Origin of the sequence: Microbacterium sp. LWH12-1.2 (assembly GCF_040675825.1) — a bacterium.
In the GTDB taxonomy this organism is placed as follows: Bacteria; Actinomycetota; Actinomycetes; order Actinomycetales; family Microbacteriaceae; genus Microbacterium.
Map to the genome: position 1 here is coordinate 2540992 of NZ_JBEGIJ010000001.1, position 17681 is coordinate 2558672.

Sequence of the window (17681 nt, forward strand, 5' to 3'; positions counted from 1 at the left end):
CCCCTCAATTGGAGAGCAATGAGTAGCGCCCGCATCACCATCGACCGCGACTTCACGATCGCCGACGTCCCCCGGAGACTCTTCGGATCGTTCGTCGAGCACATGGGGCGCTGCGTCTACACCGGCATCTACGAGCCGGGGCACCCGCAGGCCGACGAGCGCGGCTTCCGCACGGACGTGCTCGCGCTGGTGCGGGAGATGGGTCCGACCGTCATCCGCTATCCGGGCGGGAACTTCGTCTCGGGCTATCGGTGGGAGGACGGCGTGGGTCCCGTGGAGGATCGTCCCGTGCGCATCGACGGCGCCTGGCACACGATCGAGACCAACGCTTTCGGTCTGCACGAGTTCATGGACTGGGCGAAGGAGGCCGAGGTCGAGGTCATGGAGGCGATCAACCTCGGCACTCGCGGCGTCGAAGAGGCCCGGTCGCTCGTCGAATACGCCAACCACCCCGGCGGAACCTACTCGTCGGACCTGCGTCGCAAGAACGGCGCCGAGCAGCCGTTCGACATCAAGCTGTGGTGCCTGGGCAACGAGCTCGACGGCCCGTGGCAGATCGGCGGCAAGACAGCCGGTGAGTACGGGCGACTGGCCCAGGAGTCGGCCAAGGCGATGAAACTGGTCGACCCGTCGATCGAGCTGGTGGCGGTGGGCTCGTCCTCTCGTTCGATGCCGACCTTCGGGACCTGGGAGCACACAGTGCTCACCCACGCGTACGACGAGGTCGACTACGTCTCGATGCACGCCTACTACCAGGAGCACGACGGTGACGCCGAGTCGTTCCTCGCCGAGTCGGTCGACATGGATGCCTTCATCGAGGGTGTCATCGCGACGGTCGACGCGGTCAAGGCGGCGGGCAAGCACACCAAGCAGGTCGACATCTCGTTCGACGAATGGAACGTCTGGGACCAGGTGAAGTACAACGACGTCGAGGCCGGCGAGATCGCGAAGGCGGGGTGGCGAGAGCATCCGCGTCTGATCGAGGACACCTACAACGTGACGGATGCCGTCGTCGTCGGCACCCTGTTGAACAGCCTCCTGCGCCACGGCGACCGCGTGAAGATCGCGAACCAGGCGCAGCTTGTGAACGTGATCGCGCCCATCCGCTCGGAGGAGAACGGACCGGCCTGGCGACAGACGAGCTTCTGGCCGTTCGAGCGGATGGCGCGTCTCGCACAGGGGCGCATCCTGCGGCTCGCGGTGTCCGCGCCGCAGATCGAGACGAAGCGCTACGGCGGCGTCGATGCGGTCGACGCCGCCGCGACCTGGGATGAGGAGACCGGACGCGTCGTGGTGTTCGTCGCGAACCGCTCGCTGAGCGAGGAGAGCGACCTGACGATCGACCTGCGCGGGATGGGCGGGCTTCGGGTCGTCGGGGCCGAGACGCTCACGATCCCGGAGGGCGGCGACCGCCTGACCACCAACCTCGAGACCACTCCGGATGCCGTGCACATGGTCCCGCTCGCCGCGGCCGAGATCGTCGACGGTGCCGTCCGCGCAACTCTCCCGGCGCTCTCCTGGTCGGTGATCGAGCTGGAGGCGACTCGCGCGTAGCTCAGTCGGCGACCTCAGGCCAGCCGTCGCGCCAGGTGAGCGGTCGGAGGCCCAGAGTCGGGATGCCATCGGCGGCACCGTCGTAGAAGTGGAAGGCGAGCATGTCCTCGAACACGGACTGCCCACCCGGCCCCACGTGCGAGCCATCGGTCGTCAGCACCTCGGTGCCGCCGTCGTCGAGGAGCTCGCCGCCGTCGGCATCCAGATACGGCCCCGTCACCGACTTCGATCGCCCGACGATGATCTCGTACGTGCTGTCGACGCCCTTGCAGCAGAAGTTCCGGGAGAGGAAGAGGTAGTACCAGCCGTCGTGCGGCACGATGTACGGCGCCTCGATCGCGTTCTCGACGAGTCCGCGATCGGCGATGCGGATCGGCTCATCGTCCGCGGATGCACGCAGTCCGCTCGGCCACTCCAGCTGCACCATGTGGATGCCGGAGAAGAATGAGCCGAATGCCATCCACGGCACCCCGTCCGCATCCTCGACGATGCCCGGATCGATCGCATTGAAGTCGGCGCCGGCAGAGGAGATCACCTCGCCTCGATCGACCCACTCATACGACGGATCCTCCGGGTCGAGAGTCGTGTTGGTGGCGAGTGCGATCACCGAATCACTGCTGCCGAAGGTCGACGCCGAGTAATAGAGGTACCAGACGCCGTCGTGTTCGTAGAGCTCAGGAGCCCAGAGGTTGTCGACGCCGGGCACGGCATCCGCCAACCAATCGGGCTTGGACGCCCAGACCTCGCCGACGTACTCCCAGCTCGCGCCGTCGTCGGATCGGCGGATCTGGATGTTGCCGTCACCGATCTGCCCGTTCCCCGTCGAGTACACGTACTCGCCATCGGCCGTCTGCACGTAGGCCGGGTCGTGCACGAAGATGTCGCCGGACAGTTGGGGCGCGGCCGCGGCCGCGGTTCCGCATCCGGCCAGCGCCGCCGTCACCGCGACGACTGCGACGGCGCCGGCCAGACGCAAGAGAGGATTCATCGGATCAGCTCAGCGCGATGGCCGACCATGACACCGGCGGCAGCATGACGGTGAGCACGCCGTCGGCGAGCGCGGCGCCCTCGAGCGTCTTCAGTCCGACGCGGGTCTGGTTCTCGAGCGTGTTCTTGGCGTACACGTCGTCGTCCCAGATCGTCACGGCCTCGTCGATCGACGTCGCGCCGAGCTCGGTGACGGCGATCTGCACCTCGATGGATTCGGTCTGGCTGCGGTTCACCAGGAAGACCGCCGACTGCGGACCGTCGGTGGTGACCACCGAGTCGACCAGGGGTGCCTCGCCGTACACCTTCGTCTCATACGTGCCGACGTCGATCCGCGGCTTCACGATCTCGCCCTTCGCGAGGCGCGAGGTCACCGAGAACGGGAAGAACGTGGTCTGACGCCAGGCGTCGCCGCCCGGTTCGGTCATGATCGGCGCGATCACGTTGACCAGCTGGGCGAGCGAGGCGGATGCCACGCGGTCGTGGTTCTTCAGCAGCGTGATCAGCAGGTTGCCGAGCACCACGGCATCCGCCACGCAGTACACGTCCTCGAGCTGGCGGGGCGCGACGCGCCATTCGTCGTTGACCTCGTCGGATGCCTGGTGCTCGTCGAGGTACCAGATGTTCCACTCATCGAAGGAGAGCTTGATCTTCTTCGACGACTTCAGCTTGTTGCCGACGTGGTCGGCCGTCGCGACGACCGTCTCGATGAAATACTGCATGTCGACCGACGATGCGAGGTACGAGGCCAGGTCGCCGCCGCGCTCCTGGTAGTAGGCGTGGCAGGAGATGTAGTCCACGTGCTCGTAGGCGTGCTCGAGCACCGTGCGCTCCCAGTCGCCGAAGGTCGGCATCGACGAGCTCGACGACCCGCACACGACGAGCTCGAGCGTCTTGTCCGCGGTCTTCATCGCCTGCGCCGTGCGGGCGGCGATCTTGCCGTAGTCCTCGGCCGTCATGTAGCCGGTCTGCCACGGGCCGTCCATCTCGTTGCCCAGGCACCACATCTTGATGCCATGCGGCTCGACGGAGCCGTTGGCGATGCGCTGGTCGCTCAGCGCCGTACCGGAGGGGTGGTTGCAGTACTCGAGCAGGTCGAGGGCTGCCTCGATGCCGCGCGTGCCGAGGTTCACCGCCATCATCAGTTCGGAGCCGGTGAGCGCGAGCCAGCGCGAGAACTCGTCGACGCCGACCTGGTTCGTCTCGATCGAGTGCCAGGCCAGGTCGCGCCGCACCGGGCGCTGCTCGCGCGGGCCGACCGAGTCCTCCCAGCGGAAACCCGAGACGAAGTTACCTCCGGGGTAGCGAATCGTGCTGGAGCCGAGTTCGCGGACGAGGTCGACGACGTCGAGGCGGAACCCGTCCTCGTTCGCCGTGGGGTGGCCGGGTTCGTAGATGCCGTCGTAGACGCAGCGGCCGAGGTGCTCGACGAACGAGCCGAAGATGCGTCGGTCGAGGGGCGCGACGACCGCCTCGCGGTCGATGGAGATGCGTGCCTTGGTCACGGTTTTTCCTTCTCTGGGACAGGCCGGCTGCACGCGCAGCACGGCGAGGTACTCGGGCTATGGGAAACGGATGGGGATGCCGGTCAGCCGGCGTGGTCGATGCGGTCGAGTCGGCGGTCGATGAGCCGGACCGCGATCGCCAGCGGAATCGAGACTCCGAGCAGCGGCAGGAGCACGGGGAAGGCTCCGACGATCGCCGCCCACGCCGCGATGACGACGAGTACACCGAGCGACATGGGAACGGACGTGAGCGGCAGAAGCAGCGCGAAACGCAGCACCGGAACCGGGCGGTCGTCATAGCGGGAGAGCAGCACGACCGCGGTGATCGCGATGATCGCGGTGCCGATCACGACGACGCCGGTGAGCATGAGCAATGCGGCGGAGAGCGGGCCCTGCAGCGTTGGCAGGAGCGCGGCGTCGGCAGCGAGCAGCAGGCCGGCGATCCCGAACGGGATGCCGGCGAGGTTGGCACGGGCGAACTCCGCCCGGTAGCGAATCCAGAAGGTGCGGACCACGCCGCCTTCCGCGGTACCGGAGAGCAGGTCGCCCTGCCGGAGCACTGCGGATGCCGCGACCGCAGCCGGCATGAGGCCGAGGATGCCGAGCCCGAGCAGCGTGCCGAGCAGGAACATCACGTTCACGGCGATCAGGGAGGTCACCACCTGCAGTACCTGCATCACGCGGCCGGTCCAGCCGAGACCGCCCAGCGCGGGGGCGGTCACGACGTCACCGCCTTCGAGCCGCTCCAGACGACACCGTTCGGGTCGATGCCGCTGAAGGCGAGGACGGTTCGCGAGGTGACCGGATCCCAGGCGCCGAACACGACCGCGTCGAGCTCGACCCCGCCACGCGTTTCGTCTCGCTCCGCTCGCTCAATGACCGGGTGCGTGACCCCGGTCGTTGAGCGAGGAGCGAAGCGACGAGATGAAACGCCCTTCACGAGGATCGTCACCGCGACGGGCTCGCCGTCGGACACGGCATCCGCCACGATGGTCACGCGCTGCGCCTCCACCAGAGCCGACACCTCGGGCGCGAAGCGCACGGCATCCCACCCCCCTGCGACCTGCTCGGGCGCGGTCAGGCGCTCCGTCCCGGCGCCCGCGAACGGATGCGGCGACACTACGGGCCAGCCGCTGCGGTTCCAGTGCACCCGGCGGATCTGCGCCTCGTGCTTCGTCGGCGCATCGGCCAGCCGCACGTGGTGCACCATGAACGTCGCATCGCCGTCGGTGAAGATCGAGTTGTGCCCAGGCGCGATGAACCCCGTACCGCCAGGAAAGCGGTGGCCGCCGAGCACCTTGGTGCCGACCGCGACAGCGCGCTCATCCGTCGGCGAGGTCAGGTCGTTCCCCGCCACATCCCGATACGGACCGGTGATCTCGTCGGCGACTCCGACGCGCACGCTGTAGGTGTCGACGAGCGAGTCGTAGGAGACGAACAGCACGAAGCGATCGTCCTCCGGGCGGTACTGGATGTACGCGCCCTCGATCGCCCCGTCGACGCTGGTCGGACGCCGGGCGATGAGTGCACCGGGTTCGTCGCGCAGCCGCGTCCCCGTCTCCGCCGAGAGCTCGACGATATGGATGCCTCCGAAGAACGATCCGTAGATCATCCACGGACGTCCTGCGCGATCGAACGCGATGGCGGCGTCGATCGCGTTGTACGCGTCGCGGTCATGACTCGTCGCGATCACGATGCCCTGATCGGCCCAGGGACCGGCCGGGCTGCTCGCCGTGGCCAGGCCGATCGCCGAGGTGCGGGAGCCGAACGTCGAGGCCGAGTAGTACATGTGCCAGCGCGACGTGCCGTCCGCTGTCGGCCAGCGCACCACCTCGGGGGCCCACAGCCCTTCGGCACCGCTCCATTCCTTCGCCGCGGCCGGCACCTCGCCGAGCGCGGTGCCGTGGAACGACCAGGTGACGAGATCTGTCGAGGTGCGGATGTGCGCACCGATCGGGAAGTCCGAGACGCCGGCGGCGGCATCCGTCGAGAACATGTACCAGAGCCCGTCGTCGCCGCGCACCACGGTCGGGTCATGCGCGTTGCGCGCGCCCCAGGTGCTCGGGTCGTTCGTCATGGTCGACATCTCAGGCCTTCGATCCGCTCAGAGCGACCGATTCGATGATCTGCCGCTGGAAGACGACGAATACGACGAGCACCGGCACCAGCGCGATGAAGGACGCCGCCATGATCAGCGGGTAGTCAGTCTGGCTGGCATAGGTGGCGTTGAAGCTCGCGATCACGAGCTGCAGGGTCTGCTTCTCGGGCGAGTTCAGGTAGATGATCGGCGCGAGGTAGTCGTTCCACATCGCCATGAACCAGAGGATGAACTGCGCCGCGATCGCCGGACGGATCGCCGGGAAGATCAAGGTGAAGAAGATCCGCAGGTAGCCGGCGCCGTCGAGCTTCGCCGCCTCGATGATCGAGTCGGGAACCGAGTCGAGGAACTGCCGGAGGAAGAAGATCATCACGATGTTGCCGAACAGGCCGGGCAGGATCAGCGGCCACAGGGTGTCGACCATTCCGGCATCCGCGAACATCTTGAACTGCGGGATCATGATCGTCGGGAACGGGATCATGATCGCCGAGAGCATCGCCAGGAACACGATGTTCTTGAACGGGAGCCGCATCTTCGCGAAGGCGAAGGCCGCGACCGCCGAGGTCACGGTGCCGACGACGGTGACGCTCACCGAGACGATGATGCTGTTCCAGATGCCACTGGCGAGCGGGCCGGCGGTCCAGACGCGGATGTAGGTCTCCCACTGCACCGGATCGGGGATCCACTGCGGCGGAAGGGCGAATACGGCCTCTTTGGTCTTCAGCGAAGTGCTGAAGGTCCACAGCAGCGGAGCGATCATCACGATGCCGCCGATGGAGAGGATGATCGTGACGATGACGTTCATCGCACGGTAGGAGCGGGAGCGCGTGCCGACCGGGGCATCCGATCCGCCGGAGACGCGGCGCGGGAGCCGGCGGCGGGCGGTCACCGGTAACACGGTGGTCATCGTTCCAGGCGCTGTCTCCGTCTCGCGGACTGCCTGCATTCCAGGGGCTGAAAGAGTCATGGCTGCCTCACTCGATGGAGAACTGGGACCGACGGTTGACCTGGAACTGGATCGCCGTGATGACGAAGACCAGCAGTCCCAGCACGACCGACATCGCTGTCGCGTAGCCCATCTGGAGGTAGTTGAACGCCTTCTGCCAGATGTACCAGACGATGGATGCCGTGGAGAACTCGGGTCCTCCGGTGGGGGTCATGATGTTGATCTCGATGAAGATCTGGGCGCCGCCGATGATGCTGGTGACGACGAGGAAGAAGGTCACCGGGCGCAGCATCGGGATCGTGATGTGGCGGAACTGCGCGAACGCGCCCGCACCGTCGATGGCCGCGGCCTCGTACAGGTGCCGCGGCACCGACTGCAGCGCCGCCAGATAGAGGAGCATCGAGAACCCGAGGCCCTTCCACACGGCCATGATCACGATCGCCGGCTTCGCGGTGTCGGCGTTCTGCAGCCAGTTCGGGCCGTCGATCCCGAAGAACGCCAGCACCTGGTTGACCAGGCCGAAGTCGCCGTTGTACGCCCACTGCCAGAGGATGGCGACCGCGGCGAGCGAGGAGATGACGGGCACGTAGTACACGGTGCGGAAGAACGTGGTGCCGCGCATCTTGCGGTTGAGGGCGAGCGCGAGCAGCAGCGAGATGACCAGTCCGATCGGGATGCCGATCATCATGAACACCGTGTTGCCCATCGCCTGCCAGAAGTACGGGTCGTTCCACATCTCGACGTAGTTGTCGAGGCCGTTGAGCACCGGCTCGCCGAGACCGTTCCACTTGGTGAACGACGCGTACACGGCGAACAGCAGCGGGTAGGCGATGAAGATCAGGAACCCGAGCACCGGGACGGCGATGAAGGCGGCGGCGGCGAGATGCTCGCGCCGGTGCAGCCGGGAGCGACGAATGGTCGTCGTGGACATGGTCACCTCTTCTGTGAGACGTACGGATGGTGCCGGGGCCGGCCGTGGGGGCCGGCCCCGGGGTATCCGCTAGCCGATGCCCGCGTCGGCGTTCGCCTTGTCGAGCAGCTGCTGCATGCGCGGCTGCACCTCGGCGAGGTAGTCCTCGGCGGACTGCTCGCCGTCGAGGACGGGCTGGATGTTCTTGAAGAGCTCGTCGTACCACTCGGCGCTGTAGGTGGTGTTGGCCGGAAGCGCCCTGCCGTACTCGTTCGCGATGTCGAGGAACTCCTGCTTGTTCGCCGGCGGCAGCGTCGCGGATGCGACCCACTCGTCGGCCATGTCCTTCAGGTTCGGCACCTGCACGCCCGCATCGACGAGGGACTGCTGCGCCGTCGGATCCGTGGACAGGTAGATCGCGAGTTCGGTCGCGATGTCGGCGTTCTTCGTCGTCTCGGCGACGGCGATGCCGAGCGTGCCCGTCCACGTCGCGGTCTCGCCGGTGGCGCCGACCGGGTAGGGGATCAGATCCCACTCGAAATCCAGCTTCTCGTAGGTGGGCACGTCCCACGGACCGACCGGGAAGAAGCCGATCTGTCCCTGCATCCAGCGCTGGTAGGTGTCCAGCGTCTGCGCGTCGGAGGTGGACGGCGTGACCTTCTCGACGTTGGACATGTCGGCGAAGAACTGCAGCGCCTCGGCGAACTCCGGAGTGTCCACCGTGACCTTGGTGCGATCCTCGTTCAGCCAGTCGCCGCCGTTGGACCAGACGAACGGCTGCAGATTCCACTGCACATTGAGTCCGGTGCCCCACTGGTCGAGCGTTCCGTCGGCGTTCGTGTCGAGGGTCAGCTTCTTGGCGACGTCGACGAACTCGGCCCAGGTGTACGGAGTCTCCGGGTCGGGCAGCGGGATGCCGGCCGCATCGAACATGGTCTTGTTGTAGCCGAAGGAGAACGGGCCGATGTCCTTGGGCATCGCGTAGATCGCGCCCTGTCCCATCAGCTTGCCGTCGAAGCGGTAGCTGTCGACGCCGTACTCCCAGATGTTGTCGAGGTCGACGGACTCCTCGACCTTGTCGGTGATGTCCTTGACGATGCCGGACTTCACGTAGGCCTGGACGCTGCCCGGGTCGATGTAGAAGACATCCGGGATCTGCTTGCCGGTGATAGCGGCCTTGAGCTTGGTGGAGTACTCGTCCGCCGTCGTCATGATGATCTTGACGTCGACGTCGTGATCCTTCTCGAACTGCTCGATGGCCGCGGTGTACGCCGCCTTCTCCGCGTCGTTGCCGCGGAACATGAACGTGATGGTGTCGCCGTCGCTGCCCGCAGCGCCGCTCGAGCATCCGGTGATTGTCGCCAGGGCGACCGCTGAGACGGCCGTGACCGCCAGGATCCGTGACTTCATTGTGCTGTGTTTCCTCTCGGGAGCTGACTTCGATGTCGTCGCTCGGGCTGGGCCGCAGGAGCGATCTCTCTCGTTCTACAACGTTGTAGTAAACGTTGTAGAGACATTGTGACCCGAACGCCCCGCCCTGTCAATCGCGATTCGTCAGCGCCTGCCGCTCTCGTCGCTCACAGAGATGGAATCGGCTGGTCCAGAGACCTGGGGACCAGCGAAAAGCCTCTCCGAAGACTCGCGACGGCTAGAGGGTGGCGGGTCGGGCGACGGGCGAGGTCAGGTGGCGGGAGCGGACTCTCGGTCGAGGATGCGGAAGTCGGCCAGGAGCGTGCGCGGCGGCGCATCCGCATCTCCGGCGATGCGCGCCAGCAGCGTCGCCACGGCGGTCTTCGCGATCCACTCGCGTCCGGGGTCGACGGTGGTGAGGCTCGGAATGGAGTACTCGGCCTCATCCAGGCCGTCGAAGCCGACCACTGCGACGTCTTCCGGGACCTTGCGCCCCGCTTCCTGCAGCACGCGCATCGCGCCGAGCGCGAGCGTGTCGTTCAGCCCGAAGACGGCATCGAACTCGCCGCCCCTGGCGAGGATCTCGCGCATCGAATGGGCGCCGTTCGCACGATGCCAGAGCGTCGTGTACCCGACGATGTCGTCGTCGTAGGGGATGCCGGCCGCTTCGAGCGCCTCCCGGTAGCCCCGAAGGCGCAGCGCCGCCGAACCGATGACTTCGCCCTCGTGAGCACCGACCACGGCGATCCGCCGCCGCCCATGGGCGATGAGGTACTCGGTGGCCGCGCGGGCCGCTTCGACGTTGCGCATCGTGACGTGGTCCGTAGGGCCGTCGAAGATGCGCTCGCCGAGCAGCACCAGCGGGAAGCCCACGTCGAGCGCGGCGGCATCCTCCTGCCCCATGCCCAGCGGACTGAAGATCAGTCCGTCGGTGAGCTTGAGACGCGAGCTGCGCAGCAGTTCGAGTTCCCTGGTGCGGTCGGCGCCGGTCTGCTCGACGAGCACGACGACGCCGGCGGCTTCGGCCTCGTGGATGACCTGGGCGGCGAGCTCAGCGAAGTAGGCGAGGCTCAGATCGGGCAGTGCGAGAGCGATCGCGCCGGTGCGACCGGAACGGAGGTTCCGCGCGGTGAGGTTGGGCGTATAGCCGAGTTCGGCGATCGCCGCTTCGACCTTCTCCCTGGTCGCCGGGCGGATATGCGGGTAATCGTTGATGACGTTCGAGACCGTCTTGATCGAGACGCCGGCGAGCCCCGCCACGTCGTGCAACGTCACCGCCATCCGATCCCCCTGTTCCGACATCATTCTACAACGTTGCAGAATCGTGTCATTACGACGAGATCACCCTACAGCCGCGCCCGTGCGCCCTCAGACACCGCCCTCGGTCACCTGGAGCACCGCCCCCACCGCGAGGTCGTCAGCCGACGGCCCCGCCGCCACCCGATACGCCCCCGCCTGCACGCGCAACGCGCCCTGGTGCAGCCAGTCGTCGACCGCGCCCTCCACGCGGATTCCGTCGTCCCAGACCGCGAGCCGCGCCGGGTCGAACCCGATCTCGACGTCGCGCTCCTCCCCCGGTTCGAGCCTGACGCGACGGTAGCCGACCAGCACGCGGCGCGGCGTCGGAATCGGCAGATCCGAGGGAGCGAGCGCGTACAGCTGCACGAGTTCCTCCGCGACGCGCGCGCCGCGGTTCGCGACGCGAACGGTGGTCCGAACCGATGCGTCCGACGGGTCTGTCGCGACCAGCGGTGCATGCCGATGCGACGGAGCCGGCGCCTCGACCGCGGAGTCGTCGAGCGTCACTCCGAGGTAGGCGACCTCGCTCAGCGTCAGCCCGTGCCCGAACGCGAAGGCGTACGGCGACGGCTGGTGCCGATAGGTCGCCCGCTGGCGCAGCGTGTCGTAGTCGAACAGGTCACCCGCTTGTGCGGCATCCGTCGGCCACGACTGCGCGAGCCGACCGCTCGGCGGCACATCGCCGCTGAGCACGTCGGCGACGCCGTTGCCCAGCTCCTGTCCGCCATGACTCGACCAGACGATGGTGCCGGCATCCGCCATGCCCTCCCCGAGCACGTACGGGTAGCTCGACACGATCGCGAGCACCGCGTTGGCGTTCTGCTCGCGTGCGGCGCGCCATACGGCGACCGCCGACTCCGGCAGCATCAGATGCGGGCGATCCTCGGTCTCGCGCCCCGAGAGGTGCGGGTCGTTGCCGACCGCGACGATCACGACATCAGCCTCGGCGGCAGCCTCTGCGACCGCGGCCTGCCCTGAGCGAATCACTCGCGCGGCGAAGCGCGACGCATCGCCGACGGTGACGCCCTCAGCCACCAGAAGCCCGACCTCGCGCGACACCTTGACCCAGCGCCCTGAGCCGAGGTGCAGCAGCGACCACGACCCGTCCGCGTGCACGTGCTTCCGGAAGGTCTCCTGCACGACCCAGCCCCCGACGCGATCGGCGTCGGCCCGCATCGGCCACGCGCCGCCGGTGAGCAGCCGCCCGCTCGCATGCGAGCGCAGGGTCAGGATGCCGTCGCCCCAGTCGGTGAGGTCCCACAGCGCGGCTTCGCCGGCAGCATCCGCCGACGCGTCCACAGCCGCGCCGCCGTGGCCGGCGGCGACGTAGCGCCCGGACGCGAGGTCACGCAGGGCGATCGTGTCGGCGCCGGTCTCGACGCGCACGGCGGCCGAGGGGTAACGGGCACCGAGTCCCTGTGCGATGCCCACGGCATAGGGCGGCGTCCCGGCGTACCAGTCGGTGAGCACCAGATCGGCGAGCGGTCCGACGACGGCCACGGATGCGGGAGCAGCGAGCGGCAGCAGGGCAGCGTCGTTCCGCAGCACCACGACCGAGCTGGCGACGGCCTCTCTGGCGAGGGCGCGGGATGCCGGCGCGTCGATGTCGTCGGCGGTGATGCCGGCATAGGGGTCGTCCGCACCGTCGAACTCACCGCTTCGCACCCGCATCTCGAGCACGCGGGCGACCGCGCGGTCGACGTCCTCCTGGGTCAGCAGTCCTGCCTCGAGCGCACCGCGGACGTGCGCGATCGTCGGCTCGGCGTCGGCGCCGTCATCGGTGAACGAGTCCATGCCGCTGCGCACCAGGGCCGCGGCGGCGTGCTCGTGGTCCGGCTGCGCGCGCTGCACCTTCACCACGAAGGTGGGCGCGCCGGCATCCGACACCACGGCGAGCGAACCGGGCGCCCATGAGCGCGCCTCGTCGACGAGTTCGGGTTGAGTGTGGGCTGGCGTGCCGTTGACCTGGTTGTAGGCGAGCATCATGCCTCCGGCGACACCGCGCTCGATCGCGTCGCGGAAGGCCGGCAGCTCCTCCTCGTGCAGGGTGCGCAGCGACATCTCCGATGAGGTCGCCGAGCGGTCCGTCTCGTTGCTGTACCCGAGGAAGTGCTTGAGCGCGGGAACCGTGCGCCAGACGCGTTCGTGCCTTCCGCGCAGCCCCTGCGAATATGCGGCCCCGAAATGACCGGTCACGTGCGGGTCCTCGGAGTACCCCTCCTCGTTGCGTCCCCAGGCAGGATGGCGCAGCGTGTTGACGACCGGCGCCCACACGTTCAGGCTGACCAGCGGGTTCTCCGCGCGCTTCGCGCGCACCTCGGTCGCGGCCACCTCGCCGATGCGCTCGATGAGGTCGACGTCCCACGTCGCCGCCATGCCGACCGGCTGCGGGAAGACGGTCGCCGTCCCGAGCCACGCCGCCCCATGTAGCGCCTCGCAGCCCGTGTGGAATGCCGACACCTGCAGCCGTTCGACCGCCGGAGCCGCCTGGTGCAGCATGGCGATGCGCTCGTCGGCGGTGAGCCGGCTCAGCAGGTCCTGTGCGCGCTGGGCGACCGTCAACGACGTGTCGCGGAACGGCTCGGCGGTCATCGGGTCTCCTCGATCGTGATGGTGATGTCTCCGGCGCCCGCCGCATCGGCCGAGACGTCGCCGGCCTGCAGCGACCACGGCGCGCGGGCGTCGGTGGAGCCGGCGGTGATCCGGTCGCCCTCGCGCCGCACACGGAACGCGGTCGAGGCACCATCGGCACCGAGTACGGTGACCGTGCGGTCGAAGCCGTCCGGCAGGGCGAAGCACCGCAGAGTGACACCGTCTGCCCAGTCGTAGTCCGGGCGATCATCGCGTGCGCCCCACGGCAGCACGGTGCCGGGGCGCACGCGCACGGGCAGCGAGTCGAAGCCGTGGCGTTCGCGCAGCCAGCGACGCCCGTCCTGCAGCCCGCCGTCGAGCAACGACGTCCAGTCGCCCTCGGGGAGGTAGTACTCGACGTCGCCCTGCTCGCTGAAGACCGGCGCGACGAGCAACGAATCGCCGAGCATGTACTGCGCATCGGCGTCGAAGCCGCTCCGGTCCTCGGGGAACTCGAGCACCATGGGACGCATCATCGGGGTGCCGGTCTGGTGCGCCTCTTCGGCGGCGCCGATCAGGTAAGGCATCAGCCGCATCTTCAGCCGCGTGAACTGCCGGGTGATCTCCACCGCCTCGTCGTCGAACGCCCACGGCACCCGCAGCGACGAGGAGCCGTGCAGCCGCGAGTGCGAGGAGAGCAGGCCGAACGCGAGCCAGCGCTTGAAGACGCCGGCGTCCGGAGTGCCCTCGAAGCCGCCGATGTCATGGCTCCAGTAGCCGAAGCCGCTCATCGCCAGCGACAGCCCGCCGCGCAGCGACTCCGCCATCGACAGGAACGTCGAGTCGCTGTCTCCGCCCCAGTGCACGGGGAACTGCTGCGTGCCCACCGTCGCCGAGCGCGCGAACACGATGGCCTGCCCCTCGCCGTAGCGCCGCTCGAGCGCGCGGAATACGGCCTCGTTGTAGAGGTACGGATAGTAGTTGTGCATGCGGGCGGGGTCGGAGCCGTCATGCCACACGACGTCCTCGGACGGGATCCGCTCGCCGAAGTCGGTCTTGAACGTGTCGACGCCCTGCGACATCAGTCGCTCGAGGTGCTCGACGTACCAGTCGGTGGCCTCCGGGTTCGTGAAGTCGATGATGCCCATGCCCGCCTGCCACAGGTCCCACTGCCAGACGCTGCCGTCGGTGCGGGTCAGCAGGAAGCCGCGCTCGCGCGCCTCCTCGAACAACCGCGAGCGCTGCGCGATGTAGGGATTGATCCACGCCGAGACCTTGAGCCCGCGGTCGTGCAGACGCGCGAGCTGCCCCTCGGGGTCGGGGAACGTCCGCGGGTCCCACTCGAAGTCCGTCCACTGGTACTCGCGCATCCAGAAGCAGTCGAAATGGAACACGCTCAGCGGCAGATCGCGCTCGGCCATGCCGTCGATGAACGCGTTGACGCTCGCCTCGTCGTAGTCGGCGGTGAACGACGTGGTCAGCCACAACCCGAACGACCAGGCCGGCACCCTGGCCGGGCGTCCGGTGAGTCCGGTGTAGCGGCGCAGCACGTCTTTCGGGGTCGGCCCGGCGATCACGAAGTAGTCGATCGTCTCGCCCGGCACGGAGAACTGCACGCGGGTGTTGACCTCGGAACCGACCTCGAAGGAGACGTTGTCGGGGCTGTCGACGAGGACGCCGTAGCCCCGGCTCGACAGGTAGAACGGGATCGACTTGTACGACTGCTCGCTGGAGGTGCCACCATCGGCGTTCCAGGTGTCGACGGTCTGACCGTTCTTGATGAGCGCGCCGAACCGCTCGCCGAGACCGTAGATGCGCTCCCCCGGCTCGAGCGTCAGCTGCTGATGCACCCAGGCGCCGTCCGGCCCCGAGATGTGACCGCTCGACCGGGGCAGGGCGCGGGTGATCACGGTGTCGCCCTGCTCGAAGTCGATCTGCCACTGACCGGTGCGACGCACCCGAACGCGGAGTCCGTCGGCGTCGAGCACGCCGTACTCGTCGTCGAGGCTCACGACCGGGAGGAACCCCGGCTGGGCGGCGATCGCGAAGTCGGGGCGAGGGTGCACACCACCCGCATGGCGCTGCACCCTGGTACGCACGACGCCGGGCGACGGTGCCGAGAACGTGATGGTCAGCATCGGACGATTGAGGGTGTCGCCGCGGTGACGGATGCCGGCGGTGGCGGCGTACACGGTGAGCGTGCCCGCCTGTTCGTCGACACGGATGTCATCGACTTCGACCCCGAAGAGCGGAGTGAAACCCGGCCTGGTCAGCCAGTAGCCGTCGGTGAACTTCACGAGTCCGCCCTTTCGATCAAGGCCCGGACTTCGCCGGGAGGCACAGTGACGACGTGATCCGTCGCCTCCGAGGTCAGGAGATCCACGAGTCCGGGGCGCACCGGAATGCGCTGCTCCTCGGTCCCGTGGTTGAGCAGGAAGAGCACCGGTCCGCGCTGCACGGCCTCCAGGAGGTCGGGCAGGACATCGAGCTCCGGCACGACGCCGCGCACTCCGGCGGCGGCGGCGGCCTCGCCGAGGATCTTCGACAGGACAGCATCCGAGACGACAGCGCCCAGGTGCCAGGCAGTGCCGGCCCCGCGGGAGTTCCGCGCGACTGCCGGCAGACCCGCGAGAGGACCGTCGGCGTAGGACAGCAGCACTTCGGCGCCGTCCGTCCGCAGCCGCTCGCCGAGAATCGATGCTTCGGCAGCACCGTCCGCCTGCTGCCACCAGTCGCCGACGAGTACGACATCGTCATCGGGAAGTGCGCACCATTCCTCGCCGCTCACGCCCATCACCTCGCGCAGGAGCGCAGGCGAGCGGCCGATGAGGACGTGGGCATTGCGATCGGCGACGCCGCTGAACGGGCCGACGACGAGGTGCGCGCCACGCTCCACCGCGCGCTCCAGAGCCGCAGCGGCATCCGGTTCGGTGATGTACAGCTGCGGTGCGAGTACGAGCCGGTAGCGGTCCAGATCCGCGTCGGGCGCCACCACGTCGACGGCGATACCCCGCCGCCAGAGTTGGCGGTACCAGCGGCCGAGCTGCTCCATCGCGACGAGCCGTTCCGTGGGGCGGGCCGGCTCTTCCGCGGCCCACCACGACGACCAGTCGAACACGATCGCCACCTCGGCCTCGACCGTCGACCCGACCACAGGACGCAGGAGCCGCAGATCCGCACCCTGCCGGCACACGCCGCGGAACAGGTCGGTGTCGGCACCGGCGTGCGGGAGCATCGCCGCATGGAAGCGCTCGGCCCCCGCACTGGAGGCCCGCCACTGGAAGTAGCAGACCCCGTCCGCGCCGCGGGCGACGGCCTGCAGGGAATCGAGGCGCGCCTTCTGCGGGCTCTTCGGCAGATTGTGGGAGCGCCACGAGATCGCCGTCGTGGCCTGCTCCATCAGGATCCATGGTCGCCCGCCGCCGAGCGAGCGCATCAGATCCTGGGTGAGTGCGATGTCGACGGCCGACTGCGGGTCGGCGGGATCGGGGTACTGGTCGTCAGCGATGACATCGACGTCGTCTGCCCATGACCGGTAGTCGACGAGCGCGAAGAACCCCATGAAGTTGGTGGTGATGGGCTGCGTCGCTCCGGCCTCGCGGATCGCGTCGCGGAGCTCGCGGTAGCACTCACGCAGCAGGTCGGAGGTGAAGCGGCGGAAGTCCAGCGACTGCGTCGGGTTGATCAGGTAGGGCGCCCGGCGCGGCGGCAGGATCTCATCGAAGTCGGCGTAGTGCTGCGACCAGAACGCCGTCCCCCAGGCCGTGTTGACTCCGTCGACGCCGCCGTACCTCGTGTGCAGCCAGCGCCGGAACTCGCGTGCCGCCTCGTCGCCGAAGTCGACCTGACCGAACTCGTTGCCGACGTGCCACATGCGCACCGCAGGGTGGGTGGCGTAGCGCGCTGCGAGGTCACGCGAGATCGCCAGCGCGTGCTCGCGGTAGACGCGTGACGCAGGAGAGAACTGGTTGCGTGAACCCGGCACCAGCCGAACGCCGTCCTGATCGACAGGAAGCGTCTCCGGGTAGCGGATGCCGAGCCACGGCGGCGGCGATGCCGTAGGTGTGGCCAGGTCGACGGCGATGCCGGCGGCGTGCAACAGATCGAGCACCTCATCGAGCCAGGCGAAGTCGCGGACGCCAGGAGACGGCTCGATGCGGGCCCAGCTGAACACCCCGACGGTCACGAGATTCACGCCGGCCCGTTGCATCAGTTCGACATCTTCACGCCAGACCGAGGAGTCCCACTGCTCGGGGTTGTAGTCGCCTCCGAAACAGATTCCTCGTTCGGCCGTCACGGCACCGAACGAACCGGTGGCGGATGTCTCCGTCGACATTTTCTCTCTCATCTCTGCGATTGTCGAAGCGCTTCAACAACGAGACCATATACTAGCCGGGTGCC

The 17681-nt window shown here is 68.1% G+C and carries 12 protein-coding genes; 1 reads left to right on the forward strand and 11 read right to left on the reverse strand.

Annotation, left to right across the window (positions count from 1 at the left end):
* Window positions 1-18: 18 nt before the first annotated feature.
* Window positions 19-1554, forward strand: a complete 1536-nt coding sequence (locus MRBLWH12_RS12070; RefSeq protein ID WP_363549184.1) for an alpha-N-arabinofuranosidase — start codon at window positions 19-21, stop codon at window positions 1552-1554.
* A 1-nt stretch (window position 1555) separates the two neighbouring features.
* Here the strand turns inward: MRBLWH12_RS12070 and MRBLWH12_RS12075 are convergent, their stop codons facing one another.
* From MRBLWH12_RS12075 to MRBLWH12_RS12125, 11 genes are all read right to left on the reverse strand, one after another.
* A complete protein-coding gene (locus MRBLWH12_RS12075) occupies window positions 1556-2542 on the reverse strand; it encodes an arabinan endo-1,5-alpha-L-arabinosidase (RefSeq protein ID WP_363549186.1) in 987 nt (328 codons plus the stop codon).
* A gap of 4 nt (window positions 2543-2546) precedes the next feature.
* Window positions 2547-4046, reverse strand: a complete 1500-nt coding sequence (locus tag MRBLWH12_RS12080) for an alpha-N-arabinofuranosidase (RefSeq protein WP_363549188.1) — start codon at window positions 4044-4046, stop codon at window positions 2547-2549.
* 83 nt (window positions 4047-4129) lie between these two features.
* Window positions 4130-4768: a YesL family protein gene (locus tag MRBLWH12_RS12085; protein ID WP_363549191.1), complete on the reverse strand. Its 639-nt coding sequence runs from the start codon at window positions 4766-4768 to the stop codon at window positions 4130-4132.
* A complete protein-coding gene (locus MRBLWH12_RS12090) occupies window positions 4765-6123 on the reverse strand; it encodes an arabinan endo-1,5-alpha-L-arabinosidase (protein ID WP_363549194.1) in 1359 nt (452 codons plus the stop codon). The genes MRBLWH12_RS12085 and MRBLWH12_RS12090 overlap by 4 nt, the downstream gene beginning before the upstream one ends.
* 10 nt (window positions 6124-6133) lie before the next feature.
* Window positions 6134-7051 carry a carbohydrate ABC transporter permease gene (locus tag MRBLWH12_RS12095; protein WP_363549197.1) on the reverse strand — a complete coding sequence of 306 codons (918 nt, stop codon included), beginning with the start codon at window positions 7049-7051 and terminating at the stop codon, window positions 6134-6136.
* Between the two features lie 67 nt (window positions 7052-7118).
* The gene (locus MRBLWH12_RS12100; protein ID WP_363549199.1) at window positions 7119-8021 is read right to left on the reverse strand and encodes a carbohydrate ABC transporter permease; all 903 of its coding nucleotides are present in this window, start codon (window positions 8019-8021) and stop codon (window positions 7119-7121) included.
* Window positions 8022-8090: 69 nt separating this feature from the next.
* Window positions 8091-9410, reverse strand: a complete 1320-nt coding sequence (locus MRBLWH12_RS12105) for an ABC transporter substrate-binding protein (RefSeq protein ID WP_363549201.1) — start codon at window positions 9408-9410, stop codon at window positions 8091-8093.
* A 270-nt stretch (window positions 9411-9680) separates the two neighbouring features.
* The gene (locus MRBLWH12_RS12110) at window positions 9681-10691 is read right to left on the reverse strand and encodes a LacI family DNA-binding transcriptional regulator (protein WP_341978313.1); all 1011 of its coding nucleotides are present in this window, start codon (window positions 10689-10691) and stop codon (window positions 9681-9683) included.
* 87 nt (window positions 10692-10778) lie between these two features.
* The gene (locus MRBLWH12_RS12115; protein WP_363549204.1) at window positions 10779-13301 is read right to left on the reverse strand and encodes a beta-glucosidase family protein; all 2523 of its coding nucleotides are present in this window, start codon (window positions 13299-13301) and stop codon (window positions 10779-10781) included.
* Window positions 13298-15577 carry an alpha-xylosidase gene (gene yicI / locus MRBLWH12_RS12120; RefSeq protein ID WP_363549206.1) on the reverse strand — a complete coding sequence of 760 codons (2280 nt, stop codon included), beginning with the start codon at window positions 15575-15577 and terminating at the stop codon, window positions 13298-13300. Before yicI ends, MRBLWH12_RS12115 begins: the two co-directional genes overlap by 4 nt.
* On the reverse strand, window positions 15574-17628 hold the full coding sequence (locus tag MRBLWH12_RS12125; RefSeq protein WP_363549208.1) for a beta-galactosidase: 2055 nt from the start codon (window positions 17626-17628) through the stop codon (window positions 15574-15576). The genes yicI and MRBLWH12_RS12125 overlap by 4 nt, the downstream gene beginning before the upstream one ends.
* Window positions 17629-17681: the final 53 nt, after the last annotated feature.

Excerpts from the sequence above, each read along its gene's own strand:
- MRBLWH12_RS12125 (WP_363549208.1), bottom strand. The coding sequence starts at position 17,628 with ATGAGAGAGAAAATGTCGACGGAGACATCCGCCACCGGTTCGTTCGGT.
- MRBLWH12_RS12075 (WP_363549186.1), bottom strand. The coding sequence starts at position 2,542 with ATGAATCCTCTCTTGCGTCTGGCCGGCGCCGTCGCAGTCGTCGCGGTG.
- MRBLWH12_RS12095 (WP_363549197.1), bottom strand. The coding sequence starts at position 7,051 with ATGACCACCGTGTTACCGGTGACCGCCCGCCGCCGGCTCCCGCGCCGC.
- MRBLWH12_RS12105 (WP_363549201.1), bottom strand. The coding sequence starts at position 9,410 with ATGAAGTCACGGATCCTGGCGGTCACGGCCGTCTCAGCGGTCGCCCTG.
- MRBLWH12_RS12090 (WP_363549194.1), bottom strand. The coding sequence starts at position 6,123 with ATGACGAACGACCCGAGCACCTGGGGCGCGCGCAACGCGCATGACCCG.
- MRBLWH12_RS12115 (WP_363549204.1), bottom strand. The coding sequence starts at position 13,301 with ATGACCGCCGAGCCGTTCCGCGACACGTCGTTGACGGTCGCCCAGCGC.
- MRBLWH12_RS12110 (WP_341978313.1), bottom strand. The coding sequence starts at position 10,691 with ATGGCGGTGACGTTGCACGACGTGGCGGGGCTCGCCGGCGTCTCGATC.
- MRBLWH12_RS12070 (WP_363549184.1), top strand. The coding sequence starts at position 19 with ATGAGTAGCGCCCGCATCACCATCGACCGCGACTTCACGATCGCCGAC.
- MRBLWH12_RS12100 (WP_363549199.1), bottom strand. The coding sequence starts at position 8,021 with ATGTCCACGACGACCATTCGTCGCTCCCGGCTGCACCGGCGCGAGCAT.